We start from the raw sequence: 19,005 nt of genomic DNA on the forward strand, positions 1-19,005 counted from the left end.
CGCCCGAGGGCGTTACGTCCATTTTTTAATGTGATTCGATGCCTTGTCGACGGTTCCACCAGAGGCGACCCCGGTAGATTGCCAAGACGACAGCCATGACAAGGAGAACTTCTGGAATCGGCCATGTGAAGAAGACGAGCGCCATCGTGCCTGCACCGAGTGCGAGCAACATATAGACGACGAGTGACTTCCACCACGTCAATTGTTTCGCAAAACCTAATTTAAACACAAGGATTGTCAATAAGATGACCGTGATGATTAACGCGTTGAACCCGACCGAGAAGTCGTTCGCGTCACTGCCGACGCCAAGTAGCGAGGCAATCCACGGCACATCGATTTGTGTGATGTCCATCGTTTGAGAAGCTTTCAAGCTGATAATCCCCCTTTATTTCCTACACAACCATTCTACACTATCCAAAACAAAAGGGAACGCCTAGGCGCTCCCTTTTTTCCGACTTATTCTTTACCAAGTTTACGACGCTTGTCAGCTTTCTCGCGCTCGTTCTTGTTCAAGACTTTTTTACGGAGACGGATCGACTCCGGCGTGATTTCACAGTACTCGTCATCGTTCAAGAACGTGAGCGATTCTTCGAGTGAGAAGACGCGTGGACGTTTCAAGACTTGTGTCGAGTCTTTTGCTGAAGCACGCATGTTCGTCAACTGTTTGCCTTTGACAGCGTTGATCGCGAGGTCGACGTCGCGGTTACATTCACCGATGATCATTCCCTCGTATACTTCTACACCTGGCTCGATGAAGATCGTTCCACGGTCTTCAAGGGCACCGATCGAGTAAGCCGTCGACTTACCAGGTTCGATACAAACCATGACACCGCTGCGGCGGCCGCCGATGTCAGCAGAGATGAACGGACGGTACTCTTCGAACGTGTGGTTCAAGATTCCGTATCCGCGTGTCGCTGACAAGAACTCGTTACGATATCCGATGAGGCCACGTGAAGGAACGATGAATTCCATACGTGTTTGACCGTTGTCGTTCGTGTTCATGTTGGCAAGTTCACCTTTACGGAGACCGATTGATTCCATGACTGAACCCGTGTACTCTTCTGGGACGTCAACGATAACGCGCTCAAACGGTTCGATCTTCGTACCATCTTCGTCTTCACGGATGATAACTTGTGGTTTCGAAACTTGAAGTTCGTAGCCCTCACGACGCATGTTCTCGATCAAGATCCCGAGGTGAAGCTCACCACGTCCTGATACGACCCATTGGTCAGGAGAATCTGTGTTCTCGACACGGAGTGAAACGTCCGTCTCAAGTTGTTTCATCAAACGCTCTTCGATTTTACGTGCCGTCACGAAATCGCCTTCGCGCCCTGCGAATGGAGAGTTGTTCGTCATGAAACGCATTTGAAGTGTTGGCTCATCGATACGGAGGAGCGGAAGTGGCTCTTCTTTACCGACTGGCGTGACCGTCTCACCAACGTTGATATCTTCCATCCCGGCGATGGCGATCAAGTCACCAGCTTTGGCTTCTTCGATTTCAACACGTTTGAGGCCGAAGTAACCGAACAATTTAGTGACGCGCAATTGTTTGATTGATCCGTCTGTTTTGCAAAGTGAGACTGACTCGCCAACTTTGATTTTCCCACGGAAGACGCGACCGACACCGATCCGGCCAAGGTAGTTGTCATAGTCGAGCATCGTGACTTGGAACTGAAGCGGCTCATCCGAGTTATCGATCGGTGCCGGTGTGTTCTCAAGAATCGTGTCGAGCACGTACGTGATTGTATCTTCTTGCTTCTCTGGATCAGGATCGAACGAACTTGAACCGCTGACAGCAGACGTATAGACGACAGGGAATTCAAGTTGATCTTCATCTGCTCCAAGGTCGATCAACAAGTCGACAACTTCGTCGACGACGTCGAGTGGGCGTACCATCGGCTTGTCAATTTTGTTAACGACAACGATTGGACGGAGACCTTGGTCGAGTGCTTTCTTCAATACGAAACGCGTTTGCGGCATACAGCCTTCACGTGCATCGACAACGAGGATAACGCCGTCAACCATGCGCATGATCCGCTCTACTTCACCACCGAAATCGGCGTGACCTGGTGTATCAACGATGTTGATGCGTGTATCTTTATAATCGATTGCCGTGTTTTTCGCGAGAATCGTGATTCCGCGTTCACGTTCGATGTCGTTCGAGTCCATGGCGCGTTCTGCGACCATTTCGTTTGTCCGGAATGTACCAGACTGTTTCAATAATTCATCGACGAGCGTTGTTTTACCGTGGTCAACGTGGGCGATGATGGCTACGTTCCGAAGGTTAGTTCTTACATTCATGTAGTTAGTCCTCTCTTATTTAAAAAAGTTTCATCTTTTATTCAACTTTAAGAGTATAGCACACGTCCCACCACCTTTGTCGAGTGTTATCAACTGTTAACGTTTTCAAACGCATCATTTTTGACTACAATGAAGAAGACCAGCGAAAGAAGGGGGAATCTCCATGCAACTCATGTTCGTTTTAATCGCGACCGCGGTCGTCGCCGGCTTCGTCGGTATCGGCATCGGTGTCGCTGAAGGAAGTGCCGCCATCATCATCGGCAGTCTCGCCTTGAGCGGTATCGCCACATTTTTTGGAATCAACTTGCGCCGCCGGGTCCTCTCGAACCGACGTCCATAACACAAGGCCCGGGCAAAACGCCCGGGCCTTCTCTATGATTTTGTCCTTTTTGCACCCACGCTTATAGGTCGCGCGTCAGACAGATGCGGTCACGCAGGGCGAGCCCGTCCTCTTCGATTGGCGGATACCCGTGGTCCGGGAAGTAGTCGCGCTCGATCGATTCAAAGCGGAAACCGGCTTGTTGATAGAAGCGCAACTGGACGATGCTCGAGTTGCCTGTACAGACGAGCATTTGCTTCGCCCCGCTGCTCTCGGCCCGACGAATCGCGTCTTGTAGCAGACGCTGCCCGATCGTCTGGTTCTGCCGTTCCGGTTTGACGGCAATATTGACGAGCTCGATTAACGTCTCATTGCGTCTGACGAGCATGTACGCTCCGACACGTTCCCCGCCGAGCGTGGCTTCATATGTCGTCCCTGCTTTGTATTGATCGCGGACCATCGCCTCATTCGGGTTGGCCAGGACGAGCAAGTCACGGACGCGGTCGTAAGACCCGTTGATTCCAATTTGCAAGTCTGGCTTCACTTCAGGTGTTGCGCCCTTTGCGATGACGTAATGCTTCACGACGTCTTTGACGAACGTCTCGCTCCCCGCAAGAACGGACGTCTTCCCGTCATAGCGGACTGGCTCCCCATAAATCGAGACGAGCCGTCCCCCGACTTCTTCGACGAGCAGTTTACCGGCAGCATAGTCCCACGGCATATTGCGCATCGTAATATACCCGTCGACTCGTCCCGCTGCGAGCCAGGCGAGTTCGAGTGAGGCGGCCCCATGCGCCCGCGTGCCGACCGAATCGCGCACAATTGGCGCGAGAACTTCTGGTGCGATTTGCTGGTTCGGCGTCACCCATGTCGCGTTCATACTGAGGAAAGCATCCCGGACATGGTGCTCTTTGATGATCGGGAGTTTTCGGCCGTTCAATGTCGTCCCGACTCCACGGCGTGCGACGAACAGCTCGTCCGCCATCACATCATAGACGAAACCGTACTCGATAACCCCATCGACCATGATGGCAATCGAAATGGCGAACATTCGCTTTTGATGGATGAAGTTTAATGTGCCGTCAATCGGGTCGACGAACCAGACCGTGCCCGACAAATCATCCGGTTCCGTCGAGATGCCCTCTTCCCCGATAATATGATGCTCGGGATACGACTCACGAATCCGGTCGACAATCAACTGTTCGACGGCCCGATCGATTTCCGTGACCAAATCACCTTTCCCCGTCTTGCGTTCGATTCGATAGCTCTCGTCAATCTGTAAGCGGATATACTCCCCTGCCTGTTTAATCAAGTCAATCGCGAACCATTCCAACATGTTTATCACCTCTATTATGTATTGTACCAAACAAAAACCAGTATCCGCATGGAATACTGGTTGAATGGGTGGTTGTGGGTCAGGCTTCGAGACGCAATAGTTCTTGGCGATATTTCTCTAACCGATGCTTGCTAGCCTGGACAGTGGCATCATCTTGTGACGCCATTGCATCGAAGAGCGTTGCCAATTCATAATCAATCTCTAAGCGCAGCACCGGAATCCGTTTTTCTGCGTCTTTTCTTTTGAATGCCTCGATCACTTGTTTCATGAGATGCCACACTCCTTTAGTTGGGCTACAAGTTACGGTTTAGTGAGTTGAATTGAGTATATCAGATGAGATTCAAAAAAGAAAGATAATTGTCTGACTATTTTGAATTTTTTATCTTAGTGAGTATATTCCCATTTCAACTGAGCCTAAACCTGATTGAACTGTTAATGATATGTACCCTATTTATAAGAGAAATAACAAAAAAAGCATGAGAAAACGGTTACGTCCTCCCATGCTTTCCAGCAGTTACAACTTTATAATCTTTGCATTTGATTTTAGGGCCGCTTGGACCGTACGATAGGTAGAGTATCCGGTCTGCTCATCGTGAACGGCACTCAGCTGTTTCTCTTCTGACTTCGACGTCACGATTTGTTTGAACGACCGATACGCGTCCAAAAACGATTCCCGGTCGACACCGCCTTCATTGGCCAAGGCGACTTGGTTATAGAACTCGACGACTTCAATCAGTTCATCTGTCGTCCAGTCCGGATTGATCGGATAGTTGATTTGCATATTCTTCACCTCGACAACCATTGTATCAACAAAAAAAACTATTGCAAGTTGGGATAGAAATCACTATAGTTTTTTTGTTGCATTGTTTTTGAATCGAAATGTTCAGATTGCCCAAAGCTTGAAACCAAACCGACAACCCATATACACACTGTTATCAAGGAGGACTTACTATTGAAACTTAAAGGTGCTACACAGCTCGAGACACCGCTCTTTGACACGTTGCTCACGCACGTGGATACGAACCCGATCGCGTTCCATATCCCTGGCCATAAAGGCGGAAAAGGGATGGACCCTCAATTCCGTGACTTCATCGGCGAAAACGCCTTGAAAATCGATTTGATCAACATCGCCCCGCTCGATGATCTCCATCATCCGAAAGCGTCGATTGCCGAGGCCGAGCGCCTCGCTGCCGAGGCGTTCCGTGCCGACGAGACGTTCTTCTCGGTCCAAGGGACGTCGAGTGCCATCATGGCGATGATCATGGGCGTCGTCGGTCCGAACGAGAAAATCATCGTTCCCCGGAACGTGCATAAATCCGTCATGTCCGCCCTCATCTTGACCGGGGCCCACCCGGTCTTCATCCATCCGGAATATGATGAGACGTACGGGATTGCCCACGGGATCACAGCAAGCGCCGTCGAACGCGCCCTCGAGATGCACCCGGACACGAAAGCCGTCCTCGTCATCAACCCGACCTACTTCGGCATCGCCGGTGACTTAGAGCGTATCGTCGCCGTCGCCCATGCGCAAGACGTACCGGTCCTCGTTGATGAGGCACACGGTGTCCACTTGCCGTTCCACGACGAGCTCCCGCTCTCGGCGATGCAAGCCGGAGCGGACGTCGCGGCCACGAGCGTACACAAGCTCGGCGGCTCGATGACGGGAAGTTCGATTTTGAACGTCCGTCGCGGTCTCGTCTCCCCGGAACGGATTCACGCAATGTTGTCGATGATTACGACGACGTCGACGTCTTACCTCCTCCTCGCGTCGCTCGACGCGGCCCGTCGTCAATTGGCGACGAAAGGAGAAGCGATGAACGAACGTGCCCTCACGCTCGCACGTACGGCTCGTACGGCCATCGACAATATGCCGCACTTATCGGTATATGGTCACGCCGAACTCCATTCAGAGTCGACGTACGCGCTCGACGAGACGAAAATCCTCGTCTCTGTCCGTGAGCTCGGGATCACCGGCTTTGAAGTCGAGAAGTATTTGCGTGAGACGCATCGCATCGAAGTCGAGATGTCAGATTTGTTGAACGTACTGTTCATCGTGACGAGCGCCGACGACGAATCGACTATTCAAGCGTTGATTGACGGCATGCGTGACGTCGTATCGGTTTACGATCAGTCAGGAAACGATTCACTATCGATCATGCTCCCTGAGATTCCACCGCTTGCACTCAGCCCGCGTGACGCGTTCTACGAGGAGACGGAGACGATTCCGCTCGAGAACGCCGTCGGACGCATCTCGGCCGAGTTCATCATGGTGTATCCACCAGGAATCCCGATCATCATCCCGGGAGAACTCATCACGACTTCGACGCTCGACTATATCATGGCGAACATCGAGGCCGGTCTTCCCGTCCAAGGACTTGAAGATGAATCGCTTCAAATGATTAAAGTCATCCAACAGACAAAAGCCATCCGTTAAGACGAAAGCGAGCCGGTCCATATGGACCGGCTCGCTTTGTGTCATCAAAAGAAAAGGTAGCTTATGATGATCGAATTGCTTCCCCTACCTACCATTATAAGAAAACGCTTACATTTTTTCAAGGGTAGAATTTGGCGATTGTTCTTGTTCTTGCCCACTTTCGTCCAGACAGAGTCGTAAAAACTCGGCGACGTAATCTGTATCACGCAACGCGATCCCGAGCATCGGATACAGTTGTCTCGGTTCTTCGAGCGCATGGATGTCAAGAAGGGCAGACTGCCCGGTCTGCATACAGACGACGAGCACTTTTCCCATGAATTGATGCGTATACACAAAGCCGAAATCATAACGTGACGTCTCGGTCTCGATTCCCGTGAAGCGGACACGGCTCGTCTCAGAGACGGTATATAACAATTTTTCATCGAACGCCATCATCGTTCCCTCCTTTCTCACTTCATTCCTTATTTTCCTTTATACTGAACGTATGAAACCTAAGGAGGGTCCCAATGAACATACGAAAAGCTAATGAGCGCGATGGTATCGACTTGGTTCGGCTCATGCGGCAGCTATGGCCCGATGCGCCCGAAGACGAATTGACGTTGGAGGTCCGCCTCGGCATCCGCTCCGGCAAGATGCACTATTTTATCGCGGAGACGGATGAGGCGGTCGGCTTTTGCCAGCTTAGCTTCCGTCATGACTACGTCCCCGGAACGACCTCTTCCCCGTCCGCCTTTTTAGAAGGAATTTACGTCGTTGCATCCGTGCGACAGCAAGACGTGGCGACACTGCTCGTCGAAGCCGCCTCCGCCTACGCCCGGTCGAAAGGATGCGACGAGCTCGCCTCCGATACGGAAGTCGAGAACGACGGCAGCCAACGGTTCCATGAACGCATCGGCTTCCGAGAAGTCGAACGGACCGTCCATTACGTGAAAAAGCTCTCTCGCGAGTAAGCGAGAGAGCTTTTGACTTATTTAACGACGTGGATTGGCATACCCATTGCGATTTCTGCCGCTTCCATTGCCATCTCACCGAGTGATGGGTGAGCGTGGATTGTAAGCGCGATATCTTCTGCAGTCATGCCTGCTTCGATAGCGAGACCAAGCTCGGCAATCATATCTGAAGCGCCAGTTCCCGCGATCTGAGCACCGATCAAGAGACCGTCCTCTTTACGCGTGATGAGCTTCATGAAGCCGTCTGGCTCGTCAAGAGCGAGGGCACGGCCGTTCGCTGCGAATGGGAATTTCGATACAGTGATCTCAAGTCCTTCTTCTTTTGCGAGTGGCTCTGTGTAACCGACTGTTGCAAGTTCAGGGTCAGTGAAGACAACCGCTGGGATTGCTGAGTAGTCGAGGTACGCTGGCTTACCGGCAGCTGCCTCCGCTGCGACTTTCGCTTCGTAAGAAGCTTTGTGCGCGAGCGGTGGTCCAGGTACGATGTCGCCGATTGCGTAGATATTTTCGTTCGACGTTTTGCACTGGTCGTCGATTTCGATGATGCCGCGGTCGCTGACTTTGACTTCCGCATTTTCGAGACCGATGTCGCCAGTGTTTGGACGACGGCCGACTGTGACGAGGACGTAGTCCGCTTCAACAGACTGCTCTTCGCCGTTCACTTCAAACTTAACTGTTACGCCGTCTTCTGTTTCCTCGACGCCTTTTGCAAGAGCGTTCGTGTGAATCGTGACGTTGCCTTTTTGTTTGAGTTTCTTTTTGACGATTTGCGTCATTTGCGGCTCGAAGCCAGACAAGATGTCGCTTGCGCCTTCAACGACGACGACTTCTGTATCGAAGTTCGCGTACGCTGTGCCGAGCTCCATACCGATGTAGCCGCCGCCGATGACGACGAGTTTCTTCGGTACTTCAGGAAGAGCCAATGCGCCAGTTGAAGAAAGGACGCGTTTTGACCATTTGAACGATGGAATCTCGATAGGTGTTGAACCAGTCGCGATGATCGCTTTTTTGAACTTGTAAGGAGTCGAGCTATCTTCTGTGATGACACGTACTGTGTCTTCAGATGCGAAGAAAGCTTCACCTTGAACGATTTCAATCTTGTTACCTTTCAAAAGGCCTTTGACGCCGCCAGTCAATTTGTTGACGACCGACTGTTTCCAGTCTTGGACTTTTGTGAAGTCGACTGACACGTTGTCAGACGTTATTCCCATTGAAGAGTGACCTTTAGCGTGCTGGAAGTTGTGACCAGCAGTGATCAATGCTTTCGATGGGATACAACCGACGTTCAAGCAGACGCCACCAAAGTTTCCTTTTTCGACGATCGTGACTTTAAGGCCGAGTTGTGCGCCACGGATGGCTGCGACGTATCCACCAGGACCGGCGCCGATGACAAGCAAATCAGTTTCTTGTGCGAATTCTCCTACTACCATGTTCTTATCCCTCCATCATTAGAAGTGCTGGATCTTGAAGCAAGCGTTTCACCATGTTGAGTGCGTTTTGAGCTGTTGCACCGTCGATGAGGCGGTGGTCAAAGCTGAATGAAAGCGCGAGGACTGGAGCCGCGACGATTTCACCGTCTTTAACGACAGCTTTTTCAGCGATGCGACCGATACCGAGAATTGCAACTTCTGGGTGGTTGATGACAGGTGTGAACCATTGTCCACCAGCTGAACCGATGTTCGTGATTGTGATCGATCCGCCTTTCATGTCGTCCCCAGCAAGTTTGCCTTCACGTGCTTTACCGGCAAGCTCATTGATGTTTGTAGCGAGTGCATAGATTGATTTACGGTCCGCTTCTTTGACGACAGGAACAACGAGACCGTTGTCCGTATCAGCAGCGATACCGATGTTGAAGTAGTTTTTGTAGACGATTTCTTCGTTGACATCGTCGATTGACGCGTTGATCGCTGGGTAAGCTTTCGCTGCAGCAGTCAATGCTTTAACGACGAACGGCAAGTACGTGAGTTTCACGCCTTGGTCAGCAGCCACTTGTTTGAACTCTTTACGGAGTGCGACGAGTTTCGTAACGTCGACTTCGTCCATGAGTGTAACGTGTGGAGCTGTGTGCTTCGAGTTAACCATTGCTTTCGAGATTGCTTTACGGATACCACGGATTTTCTCACGCGTTTCGAGTTCAGGGGTTGCTGACTCGTAAGGTTTGATTTCCGTTTTCGCAGCCGCTGCTGGAGCTACAGATTCTGTTTTCTCTGTTGTAGCTTCTGCTGTTGGTGCTTCTCCGTTTGCGAATGCATCGATGTCTTCTTTCAAGACGCGGCCGTTGTCGCCAGAACCTTGGACTTCACGGATGTCGACGCCTTTTTCACGAGCGTATTTGCGGATTGAAGGCATTGCGATGACGCGCTCCGATTTGTGAAGTTGAACTTCACGCGGGCCGTCTTCTTTCACGTCTTCTTTCACATCTTCAGTCTTCTCTTCAGCTTTAGGCTGTTCAGGAGCTGCTTCTTCTTCACCGGCTGGTGCGTCACCTTCGATATCGAACGTGATGAGGACGTCGCCGACGACCGCAACTGTACCTTCAGAGACTTTGACTTCTTTAACTGTTCCATCAACTGGAGCTGGAATCTCAACGACGGCTTTGTCGTTTTGTACTTCAAGAAGAATGTCATCTTCTTTTACTGTATCCCCTGCTTTTACGAACCACTTGACGATTTCACCTTCGTGAATTCCTTCACCGATGTCTGGTAATTTAAATTCAAATACTGCCACTGGTTTTTCCTCCCATCAATTAATCATGTAAACACAATGAGGGAGACAATTCTCCCTCATCGTTAAATGAACACGATCAGAAGTTGATAACTTCCTTAACTTTTGCAACGACATCTTTATGGTCAGGTAACCATGCGTCTTCACCTTGTGCGAAAGCGAAGACTGTGTCTGGTGCAGTTACACGAAGCACTGGTGCCTCGAGGTGAAGAATTGCGCGTTCTTGAATTTCAGTTACGACGTTAGCCGCAATACCTGCTTGACGTTGTGCTTCTTGAACGACGATCGCACGGCCAGTCTTTTTAACAGACTCGACGATTGTATCGATATCAAGTGGGCTCACTGTCATAAGGTCGATGACTTCGACGTTGATGTTTTCTTTTTCGAGCTCTTCTGCCGCTTTGAGTGACGTGTGGACCATTGCACCGTAAGTGATGATCGAAACGTCAGTTCCTTCGCGTTTCACGTCTGCTTTTCCAAGCTCGATCGTGTATTCGCCTTCTGGAACTTCGCCACGGAATGAACGGTAAAGCTTCATGTGCTCGAGGAACACGACTGGGTCGTTGTCACGGATTGCTGAGATCAAAAGACCTTTTGCATCGTATGGCGTTGACGGGATGACGACTTTAAGACCAGGTGTCTGAGCCATCAAGCCTTCAAGGCTATCCGCGTGAAGTTCTGGTGTTTTAACACCGCCACCGAATGGTGAACGGATTGTGATTGGCTGGCTGTAAGCCCCGCCTGAACGGTAACGCATACGCGCCATTTGAGCTGCGATCGAGTCGAACACTTCGAATACGAATCCGAAGAATTGAACTTCCATGATCGGACGGAAGCCTGTAAGACCGAGACCGATGGCAAGACCACCGATACCAGACTCAGCAAGCGGCGTGTCGAAGACACGGTCTTCGCCGAGCTCGTCTTGGAGACCTTCCGTTGCACGGAAAACCCCACCGTTTTTACCAACGTCTTCTCCGAAAAGAAGTACTTTCTCGTCGCGCTTCATTTCAACGCGCATCGCATCAGTAATCGCTTGGATCATTGTCATTTGAGCCATAACTTACTTCGACTCCTTTGCTGTATATTCTTCAAGCTGCTCTTTCAAGTTTGAAGGAAGTGTTTCGAACATGTTGTTGATGAAGTCCGAAACTTTTTGTTTTGGTTCTTTGTCAGCGAGGCTGATCGCTTCTTTCACGTCTGCTTTCGCTTGTTCGATGACTTCGTTCTCCATGTCTTCGCTCCAAAGCTTCTTGCCTTCGAGGAAGAGGCGGAAACGAACGAGTGGATCTTTCTCTTGGTACTCTGTGTCGAGTTCTTTTGTACGGTAACGCGTTGGGTCATCCCCTGCGAGCGTATGTGGTCCGTAACGGTATGTGAGTGCTTCGATAAGCGTCGGAGTTCCGTCAAGTGCGTCTTTACGCGCTTGTTGTGTTGCGGCGAGGACAGCAAGAACGTCCATTCCGTCAACTTGAATTCCGTTGATTCCCGCTGCGACAGCTTTTTGCGCGATCGTTTTAGCTGCAGTTTGCTTCTCAACAGGTGTCGAGATGGCAAAGCGGTTGTTTTGAACGACGAAGATGGCTGGTGATTTGAATGCACCTGCGAAGTTCAATCCTTCGTAGAAGTCACCTTGTGATGAACCACCGTCACCCGTGTAAGTAATGGCGACGTTTGTGTTGCCGTTGCGTTTGAGGCCCATTGCCACACCCGCAGTTTGAATGATTTGTGCCCCGATGATGATTTGCGGCATCAAGACGTTAACGTCTTCAGGAATACGGTTACCTGCGACGTGACCACGTGAGAACAAGAACGCTTGATAAAGCGGAAGTCCGTGGAATACGAGTTGCGGGATATCACGGTAGCCTGGAAGAATCCAGTCTTGTTTGTCGAGCGCATATTGCGTCCCGATCATCGTTGCTTCTTGACCAGCCACTGGCGCGTAGAAACCTAGGCGTCCTTGACGGTTGAGCGAGATGGCACGTTGGTCCCAGATTCGTGTGTAGACCATGCGGCGCATAAGCTCCTGAAGTTGCTCGTCCGTTACATCTGGCATTGCGTCTTGGTTGACGACCTCGCCCTTCTCGTCGAGAATACGGAACGTTTGGAAGTTTTCTTCCACGTTTTGAAGTACCTGAACGTTGTTCATTCGTTTCACCTCATCCTTTCAACTATGAGACAATTGTCTTTTTTGTGATCAAACACTACCTCAAATCTTAAGTGTATCTGTCCAAAAAAGCAATCTGTATTAACGTGATTCAGGAAAGTTACACTTATCCTGCCGTTTCCTAGTCAGTATAAAACGGGTTGTTATAATAACGCAAAAAATATGCTCACTCTATAAAAACGCTTACATCAACACATCTTTTCCCTTATTTCGCCTCTGTATCATTTTCATTTCACCTTCTGTACCATCTAAGCGAAATGACTAATAAATATGATATAATTGGTCATATCGCAATGAGAAAGGAAGTTTTGCATGTTAACGATGAAAGATGTGATTCGTGAAGGAGACGAGCGGCTCCGCGCCCGCTCAATCGAAGTGCCGGTCCCACCGACGGCAGAAGACCTCGCGCTACTCGACGAGATGGAGACGTTCCTCGTCAACAGCCAAGATCCAGAGATGAGCGCGAAGTATGAACTTCGGGGCGGTGTCGGCATCGCCGCACCACAACTCGGCGTCAATCGCCGCTTTTTCACGGTCCTGCTCCATGAAGAAGAAGAGACGTTCAAACTATCGATCTTCAATCCGAAGATTACGAGCCACTCGGTCGAACAGACGTACTTGAATGGCGGTGAAGGCTGTCTATCTGTCGACCGTGTCGTCAAAGGCAACGTGCCCCGATACCGACGCATCACGATTGAAGGGTTCGACCGTGACGGCGCCCCGATTAAATTGCGGCTCCGCGGTATGCGCGCCATCGTCTGTCAACATGAGCTCGACCATTTAGATGGGGTGCTCTTTTACGACCGCATCAACACGACCAACCCGTTAGAGACCTACGGTGAGCCGATTTGAGGTGACGAGCTTGAAGAAAAAGGCACTGTTGTTAGTATTCCCATTTCTGTTTCTTTTAATCGGGGGATGTGTCCGAATCGAATATGATGCGACCGTCCACTACGACCAATCGGTCACGTTAGAGACGACGTATGCTTTCCGCGACCATCCGGTCATGAAGCTGCTCAATTTGCGGCTCGATTGGGATACATGGAAACAACAGGCGAATGAGAACGGGTATGCGACACGTGACTACTCGAGTCAAGACGACTATGAAGGCATGGTGCTCAAGAAGACGTTCGACAACGTCGATGATCTCCAAAACATTAAAGAGGAGTGGAAGACCGGTCCGGCCGGTATCCTCGTCCCACCTGATATGAAGTTTGATGTCGAAAAAGAGGATGGGATTTGGTTTGATTCATACGTCATGAACACGAACCTCGACCTGCGGCTCGAACGCGTCGATTTGCCAGGTCTGAATTTAAGCGGCTCCCCGAAACAACTGGCCGAACGCTATGTTCGACAAGCCGATATCCGGTTCAATCTGACCGTGCCGACCGGGGTGTTCGTCGAAGACGGCACCGGACTCGATGTACGGTCGATGAAACATGTCGAGTGGCAAGTGTACGGTGGCCGTCAAAATAATATGACACTCGTCGCCCACGTGCCGAACGTCAAGGCGTGGATTATCACAGGCGTCATCATCGTCGTCCTTGGCCTAGTCGCTTTCTTTGTTTGGCGAAAATATCGTCAAAACGTCGGTAATCCAGACAAGACGTCGATTCGTTCTCGCATCTTCGGCGGCTTCATCCTCGTCTTGACGCTCGCGTTGATGATCGTGACGATTCGAGACGAGTTGACGACGGAACGGAAATCTGAGGCGATTCGCCAGGCGGCGCAGACGGACGAGTTCATCCCGACGTTCGCCGTTCACGGCTTGCTCGGGACCGACCGCACATTCCTCCGCTTCTCGCAGTATATGGAACAGCGCGGGCTGGCGAAAGATGGAGCCCTCTGTACCGTGACGGTGAAAGGCGCGGTCGATTGCGTCATCAACGACTATAGTTCGAACCGACCGATTGTCCGGATTGAATATGAGGATGCCGAGGCATCGCTCAACAATCAGACCAAGTGGTTAAACCTTGCCATCGAACGCTATAAACAGGAACGAAACCGTTCGTTCGACCGGATGTATTTGATCGGTCACAGCATGGGCGGTGTGGCGGCAGCGAACTATATCTTGAATCAAGACGAATACATCGTCGATAAGTTCGTGACGTATGATAGTCCGTTCGCCGGAACACGACTTGCCAACTTCGGTCTGTCCGCCAGTAATTTCGGGATCAATACCGGCAGTCCTGCCATCCGGGATTTGTCCCCGAGTTCTGACGGGTTGCAGGCGTTCCAAGAAAAACTTGAGACGTGGCCACGCTCCGTCCAAGTGTTCTCCTTCTCGGGACGCGGCGGCGAGTTCAACTTGATTGAGCCAGCGAGTTCGCTCTTGCTAGAAGAATATACGAACAACATCGAGACGGAAACCGTCCCATACGATCATTTCTCGCTCCACCGGAAGACAGACGTCCTCCGCGACACGGGCAGATTCCTTTATGAGTTTACGAACGAGTTCAATCCCGTCGAAACGAATTGATGCAAAACCCGCTTTCACGTGTGAAGGCGGGTTTTGTTCGTCATCATGCTTTTGATGTCTCGTCCGCTCAGCAACCAACAAAGCCCAACTTCAATCGAAGGTGGGCTTGTGTCAGTAAGTCATTGTCCAAGTAAGTTTCTGAAGCCAATAAATCACATACTTTCCGATTGGCAAATCGGTCTGAATCTCATCATAGGCGAGCGTATACGTTCCTTGCTCGTTGTTCCAGAGACGCTTGAAGTATCCATCGATCTCGCGGATGAACTCTGTCTCCTCGGTCGTGACGACTTCGACATCAGCTTCCAAGTTGTAATCGTTCATGTTGCGGGTCGTATAGTTTCCTGACCCTATGACGACGACGCGACGGTCCCCTTCCACGTACAGCATCTTCGGATGATACTGCTCTTCACTGACATCATACCACCTAATCTCGATTTGTTCCGGGTTCACTGTGTTCAACTCCGCGGCGACTGGCAAGTTCGGCAACCCCGACTTGTCGCGCCCGAACGCGTTCGTGTTCGGGTCAAGAATCAGTTTGACGAACACGCCGCGCTCGGCGGCCTCATGAATGGCTTGAATGATGTTGCGGTCGGCCAAATAAAACATGCCGATCCAAATCGTCTCGCCTGATTCCGCTTCTTCCATCGCATTGATGACCGCGTCCTGAATCTTGGATTCTGTGACGTAGCGGATTTGCATCGGGCCCTCCGACGGCTCGTCGCGCAGATTCGCGAGCTTCTCTTCGCTCGGGAAACGTTCGGCATCCCCTTTCGAGAACGTCGCGATCGCTTCTTCCCCTTCGAGAATGTCCGCTAAAATCGGACCATCGAGCCGCACCCCGACGTTCGAATGATAACCGCTCGCATCATGCGGGTTGGCCGATAAGACGAAACCGTCATTTTCGGTCACCATCACTTTGCGGTGGTTCGCTTTCACGTTCAACAGGCGTAAATACGACCGGATTGTGATGTCCGGGGCCGTTTTGACCATCGGGTTCGGCAACCAGCCGTTCTGACTGTCCCCGAACCATTGGAACCCGATGCGATAGAGCGTCGAGTATAAGATGTTCGGGTCGCGGAGCGCATCGAGGTTCGTGTAGACGATCTCCGCGCCCGCTTCCTTCAAGACGTCGAGATGATCGGACGCGTGTCCGTTATAGGTCGTATTGATTTCATCCGTGATTAAGACGACGTTCATGTCCGGATAGGCTTCCATCTGTTCGAGCAAAGCCGATGACAGACTGGCCGTGATGTCCGGATATTGCCGGTCTTCATTCGAATATGGGTTGAATAAGAAAAAGTCCATGACGATATATTCCCGCGCCTCGCGGATTGACCGCTCGACGTCTTGAAAGATCTCTTGCTCGTTCACTTCCGTGTCTTCCCCTTGATACGTCAAATCAAATAAAAAATCGATTTGGTCATCCGAAATCGCGACCGGTTCCGACGCACGCGACACGCCGTCCGGCAACGGTTTGACTTGATGGTATACCATCGTGATGAGGAAGAGTAAGGCGAATACGGCCAGGCCCCATTTCAGCCATCCTTTCTTCCGTTTCTTGCGTTCCATCTAGCACCATCTCCTTTATTATTGACCTCTAAAAAACGGGCTGTAGTCCCCTACAGCCCGCTCGTTCATACTTCCATGATAATCGGAAGAACCATTGGGTGTCTTCGTGTTTTTTGTGCCAAGTATGGCGTGAGTGTATCTGAGACGAGTTGTTTCAACTCCGACCATTTCATCTGCTTGTTCGACAAGCCTTGCTCGACCGTCTTCTTGAGCAAGCGCTCGCCGTCACGAATCAAGCTGCCCGATTCACGCATATAGACGAAGCCGCGTGAAATGATATCTGGACCTGAGACTAGTTTACGCGTCTTGCCGTCGATGCTGATGACGACGACGACGAGTCCGTCTTCTGAGAGGATGCGGCGATCGCGCAAAACGATATTGCCGATGTCCCCGATACCGTTCCCGTCGACGTACACGGCGTTGGCCGAGATTTTCCCGGTGATGGCAGCCGAGTCAGCGTCGACAGCTAGCACTTCACCATTGTCCATGATGAAGCTGTTCTCTTTCGGGATGCCGACCGATTCGGCGAGTTCGGCGTGTTTCACCAACATGCGATACTCCCCGTGAATCGGCATGAAGAATTTCGGGTTAAGCAAGCGAATCATGAGCAATTGTTCTTGTTGCGAACCGTGACCCGACGTGTGAATGTTCGTCAATTTTCCATAAACGACGTCCGCTCCGGCTTTATACAATTGGTCGATCGTCTTCCCGACCGAGATGGCGTTACCCGGAATCGGAGACGACGAGAAGATGACCGTGTCGCCAGGAATAATCGATACTTGACGGTGTGTCCCGTTGGCGATGCGGCTGAGCGCAGCCATCGGCTCACCTTGTGAACCGGTACAAAGAATCGCCACTTCATGCGGCTCGTAGTTTCGTAACTGATTGGCTTCGACGATCATGCCTTTCGGGACGTTGATGAAGCCGAGCTCTTGCCCGATCGTCATGACCTTGTCCATCGAACGGCCGAAGATGGCCAAATGGCGACCCGTCTCGGCACAAGCGTCGACGACTTGTTGCAGTCGATAAATGTTCGAGGCGAACGTCGCGAAGATGACGCGCCCTTCGGCTTTCCGGAACGTCTCACTGATCGTGCCGCCGACAACTTTTTCACTCATCGTGAAGCCTTCGACTTCTGCGTTCGTCGAATCAGACAAGAGGCAAAGCACGCCTTCTTTCCCGATGTCTGCCATCTTGGCGATGTCAGCCGGTTCGCCGACCGGTGTGAAGTCGAACTTAAAGTCACCGGTATGGACGATATTCCCTTGTGGCGTCTTCACGACGACACCGAGCGAGTTCGGAATCGAGTGAGTTGTGCGGAAGAACGAGATGCTCGTCTTTCTGAACTTGACGATGGCGTCCTCATCAATCTCATGCAGTTCCGCTTCCCGGAGCAAACCGTGTTCTTCGAGTTTCACTTTAATCAAGCCGAGCGCGAGTTTTGTCGCGTAAATCGGAAGCTTCACTTGTTTCAAGAGAAACGGGATTCCGCCGATGTGGTCTTCGTGACCGTGGGTGATGAACACCCCTTTGACTTTATCTTTGTTTTTAATCAAGTATGAGTAATCAGGGATCACGTAGTCGATTCCAAGCAAGTCATCCTCCGGGAACATGACGCCCGCATCGATGACGATGATTTCATCTTGGAATTGAACAACGTACGTGTTCTTCCCGATTTCTCCGAGTCCGCCTAGTGCGAACACAGCTGTTTGGTGGTTCTTTACAAACTTCATTTAATCTCTCCTTACTACAAGTAGTTGATGTTCATCTATGTGAAACATAAGTGATTCTCGCAATATAATTACGTTCCGTAAGATTCTTTCTTCATTATAGCTTATATTGTGACAATATTTCACTATTGACGTAAGATTGAGGGCGGTTTCTCGATTTCGTGTTATGCTTTTTAGTATACAACTGACTTAATCAAGACAGAGAAAGCATGGTGAAGAAAAATGGAAGATAAGAAAGTAGTCTTTTTTGACATCGATGGCACGTTGCTCCATGAAGGGTCGTACATTCCCCCTTCGACGATCGCGGCCATTCAGCAGCTACGCCACAACGGCGTCGAGACGTTCATCGCGACAGGGCGTGGCCCGGCGATGCTGTCTGATATCCCCGAACAGCTCGGCATCGACAGCTTTGTCTGCTACAACGGACAAATCGTCGTCCACCAAGGCGAAGTCGTCTATCGGAACACGTTGCCGACCGACGCGCTCCGTCGCTTGACCGAACATGCCGGCTCAAACGACCATACGCTCGTCTATCTCGGACAACACCGTGGCGGTGCCACAAAAGCGAACGACCATGTCGTCGAACAGTCACTCGGAGAACTTGATATGCCGATTCCGACATATGATCCGAATTTCCATATCGAACAGGCCGTCTATCAGACGCTCCTATATTGCACGCCTGAAGAAGAACATCACTATTTGGACGCGTACGGCGAGTTTGATTTCATCCGCTGGCATCCGCACGCCATGGACGTCATCAATCGTGGCGCCAGTAAAGCCGACGGTATCCGCCACTTCATCGAGACGAACGGCTATCGGCTCGAGAACACGTACGCGTTCGGCGACGCCTTGAACGATTTGGCGATGCTTCAATACGTCGGAACGGGCATCGCAATGGGCAATGCCCGGGTCGAAGCGAAAGAAGTCGCCGACTTCGTGACGAAATCGATTCTCGAAGATGGAATCGAGTACGGCTTAAAATCAATGAAGCTCATTTAA

The 19,005-nt window shown here is 51.0% G+C and carries 18 protein-coding genes; 6 read left to right on the top strand and 12 right to left on the bottom strand.

Translation table 11 applies throughout. From position 1 onward, the window contains the following. Positions 1-25: 25 nt before the first annotated feature. On the bottom strand, positions 26-370 hold the full coding sequence (locus KNP81_RS07555; RefSeq protein WP_235045181.1) for a YlaH-like family protein: 345 nt from the start codon (positions 368-370) through the stop codon (positions 26-28). Positions 371-456: 86 nt separating this feature from the next. Next, positions 457-2,301 carry a translational GTPase TypA gene (gene typA / locus KNP81_RS07560; RefSeq protein WP_138859667.1) on the bottom strand — a complete coding sequence of 615 codons (1,845 nt, stop codon included), beginning with the start codon at positions 2,299-2,301 and terminating at the stop codon, positions 457-459. Positions 2,302-2,464: 163 nt separating this feature from the next. Between typA and KNP81_RS07565 the strand changes: the two genes are divergently transcribed. Beyond that, positions 2,465-2,641, top strand: coding sequence for a hypothetical protein (locus KNP81_RS07565; RefSeq protein WP_021067003.1), 177 nt, complete (start codon positions 2,465-2,467; stop codon positions 2,639-2,641). A gap of 61 nt (positions 2,642-2,702) precedes the next feature. On the opposite strand, the gene KNP81_RS07570 is transcribed toward KNP81_RS07565, so the two are convergent. The 3 genes from KNP81_RS07570 to KNP81_RS07580 all read right to left on the bottom strand — a co-directional run bounded on the left by KNP81_RS07570 (position 2,703) and on the right by KNP81_RS07580 (position 4,737). After that, complete coding sequence (locus tag KNP81_RS07570) at positions 2,703-3,956, bottom strand: inositol monophosphatase family protein (RefSeq protein WP_214719500.1); 1,254 nt, start codon at positions 3,954-3,956, stop codon at positions 2,703-2,705. A gap of 79 nt (positions 3,957-4,035) precedes the next feature. After that, positions 4,036-4,224 (bottom strand): hypothetical protein, encoded by a 189-nt coding sequence (locus tag KNP81_RS07575; RefSeq protein WP_015881266.1) that lies wholly within the window; start codon positions 4,222-4,224, stop codon positions 4,036-4,038. A 246-nt stretch (positions 4,225-4,470) separates the two neighbouring features. Next, the gene (locus KNP81_RS07580; RefSeq protein WP_021067001.1) at positions 4,471-4,737 is read right to left on the bottom strand and encodes a UPF0223 family protein; all 267 of its coding nucleotides are present in this window, start codon (positions 4,735-4,737) and stop codon (positions 4,471-4,473) included. A gap of 171 nt (positions 4,738-4,908) precedes the next feature. Here KNP81_RS07580 and KNP81_RS07585 point away from each other — a divergent pair, with 171 nt between their 5' ends. Further along, positions 4,909-6,390 (top strand): aminotransferase class I/II-fold pyridoxal phosphate-dependent enzyme, encoded by a 1,482-nt coding sequence (locus KNP81_RS07585; RefSeq protein ID WP_029595757.1) that lies wholly within the window; start codon positions 4,909-4,911, stop codon positions 6,388-6,390. 108 nt (positions 6,391-6,498) lie between these two features. On the opposite strand, the gene KNP81_RS07590 is transcribed toward KNP81_RS07585, so the two are convergent. After that, positions 6,499-6,822, bottom strand: a complete 324-nt coding sequence (locus KNP81_RS07590) for a DUF3055 domain-containing protein (RefSeq protein WP_380082006.1) — start codon at positions 6,820-6,822, stop codon at positions 6,499-6,501. Positions 6,823-6,896: 74 nt separating this feature from the next. Between KNP81_RS07590 and aac(6') the strand changes: the two genes are divergently transcribed. Further along, on the top strand, positions 6,897-7,340 hold the full coding sequence (gene aac(6'), locus KNP81_RS07595) for an aminoglycoside 6'-N-acetyltransferase (protein ID WP_214719502.1): 444 nt from the start codon (positions 6,897-6,899) through the stop codon (positions 7,338-7,340). A gap of 17 nt (positions 7,341-7,357) precedes the next feature. Here aac(6') and lpdA read toward each other — a convergent pair whose 3' ends face one another. The 4 genes from lpdA to pdhA form a co-directional block, all read right to left on the bottom strand. Then, the gene (gene lpdA / locus KNP81_RS07600) at positions 7,358-8,770 is read right to left on the bottom strand and encodes a dihydrolipoyl dehydrogenase (protein WP_214719503.1); all 1,413 of its coding nucleotides are present in this window, start codon (positions 8,768-8,770) and stop codon (positions 7,358-7,360) included. Positions 8,771-8,774: 4 nt separating this feature from the next. After that, positions 8,775-10,067 carry a dihydrolipoamide acetyltransferase family protein gene (locus KNP81_RS07605; RefSeq protein WP_214719504.1) on the bottom strand — a complete coding sequence of 431 codons (1,293 nt, stop codon included), beginning with the start codon at positions 10,065-10,067 and terminating at the stop codon, positions 8,775-8,777. A 76-nt stretch (positions 10,068-10,143) separates the two neighbouring features. Beyond that, the gene (locus KNP81_RS07610) at positions 10,144-11,121 is read right to left on the bottom strand and encodes an alpha-ketoacid dehydrogenase subunit beta (protein ID WP_021066995.1); all 978 of its coding nucleotides are present in this window, start codon (positions 11,119-11,121) and stop codon (positions 10,144-10,146) included. Between the two features lie 3 nt (positions 11,122-11,124). After that, positions 11,125-12,210, bottom strand: a complete 1,086-nt coding sequence (gene pdhA, locus KNP81_RS07615) for a pyruvate dehydrogenase (acetyl-transferring) E1 component subunit alpha (protein WP_021066994.1) — start codon at positions 12,208-12,210, stop codon at positions 11,125-11,127. A gap of 330 nt (positions 12,211-12,540) precedes the next feature. Here pdhA and def point away from each other — a divergent pair, with 330 nt between their 5' ends. Further along, the gene (gene def, locus KNP81_RS07620; protein ID WP_021066993.1) at positions 12,541-13,080 is read left to right on the top strand and encodes a peptide deformylase; all 540 of its coding nucleotides are present in this window, start codon (positions 12,541-12,543) and stop codon (positions 13,078-13,080) included. Position 13,081: 1 nt separating this feature from the next. Continuing rightward, positions 13,082-14,707 (top strand): alpha/beta hydrolase, encoded by a 1,626-nt coding sequence (locus KNP81_RS07625; RefSeq protein ID WP_214719573.1) that lies wholly within the window; start codon positions 13,082-13,084, stop codon positions 14,705-14,707. Positions 14,708-14,818: 111 nt separating this feature from the next. On the opposite strand, the gene KNP81_RS07630 is transcribed toward KNP81_RS07625, so the two are convergent. Both KNP81_RS07630 and rnjA read right to left on the bottom strand, forming a co-directional pair. After that, complete coding sequence (locus KNP81_RS07630) at positions 14,819-16,276, bottom strand: phospholipase D family protein (protein WP_214719505.1); 1,458 nt, start codon at positions 16,274-16,276, stop codon at positions 14,819-14,821. A gap of 65 nt (positions 16,277-16,341) precedes the next feature. Beyond that, positions 16,342-18,009 (bottom strand): ribonuclease J1, encoded by a 1,668-nt coding sequence (gene rnjA / locus KNP81_RS07635; protein ID WP_021066990.1) that lies wholly within the window; start codon positions 18,007-18,009, stop codon positions 16,342-16,344. Between the two features lie 219 nt (positions 18,010-18,228). Between rnjA and KNP81_RS07640 the strand changes: the two genes are divergently transcribed. Next, positions 18,229-19,005 (top strand): Cof-type HAD-IIB family hydrolase, encoded by a 777-nt coding sequence (locus KNP81_RS07640; RefSeq protein WP_214719506.1) that lies wholly within the window; start codon positions 18,229-18,231, stop codon positions 19,003-19,005.

Source organism: Exiguobacterium sp. s149, assembly GCF_018618395.1.
Classification (GTDB): domain Bacteria; phylum Bacillota; class Bacilli; order Exiguobacteriales; family Exiguobacteriaceae; genus Exiguobacterium; species Exiguobacterium chiriqhucha.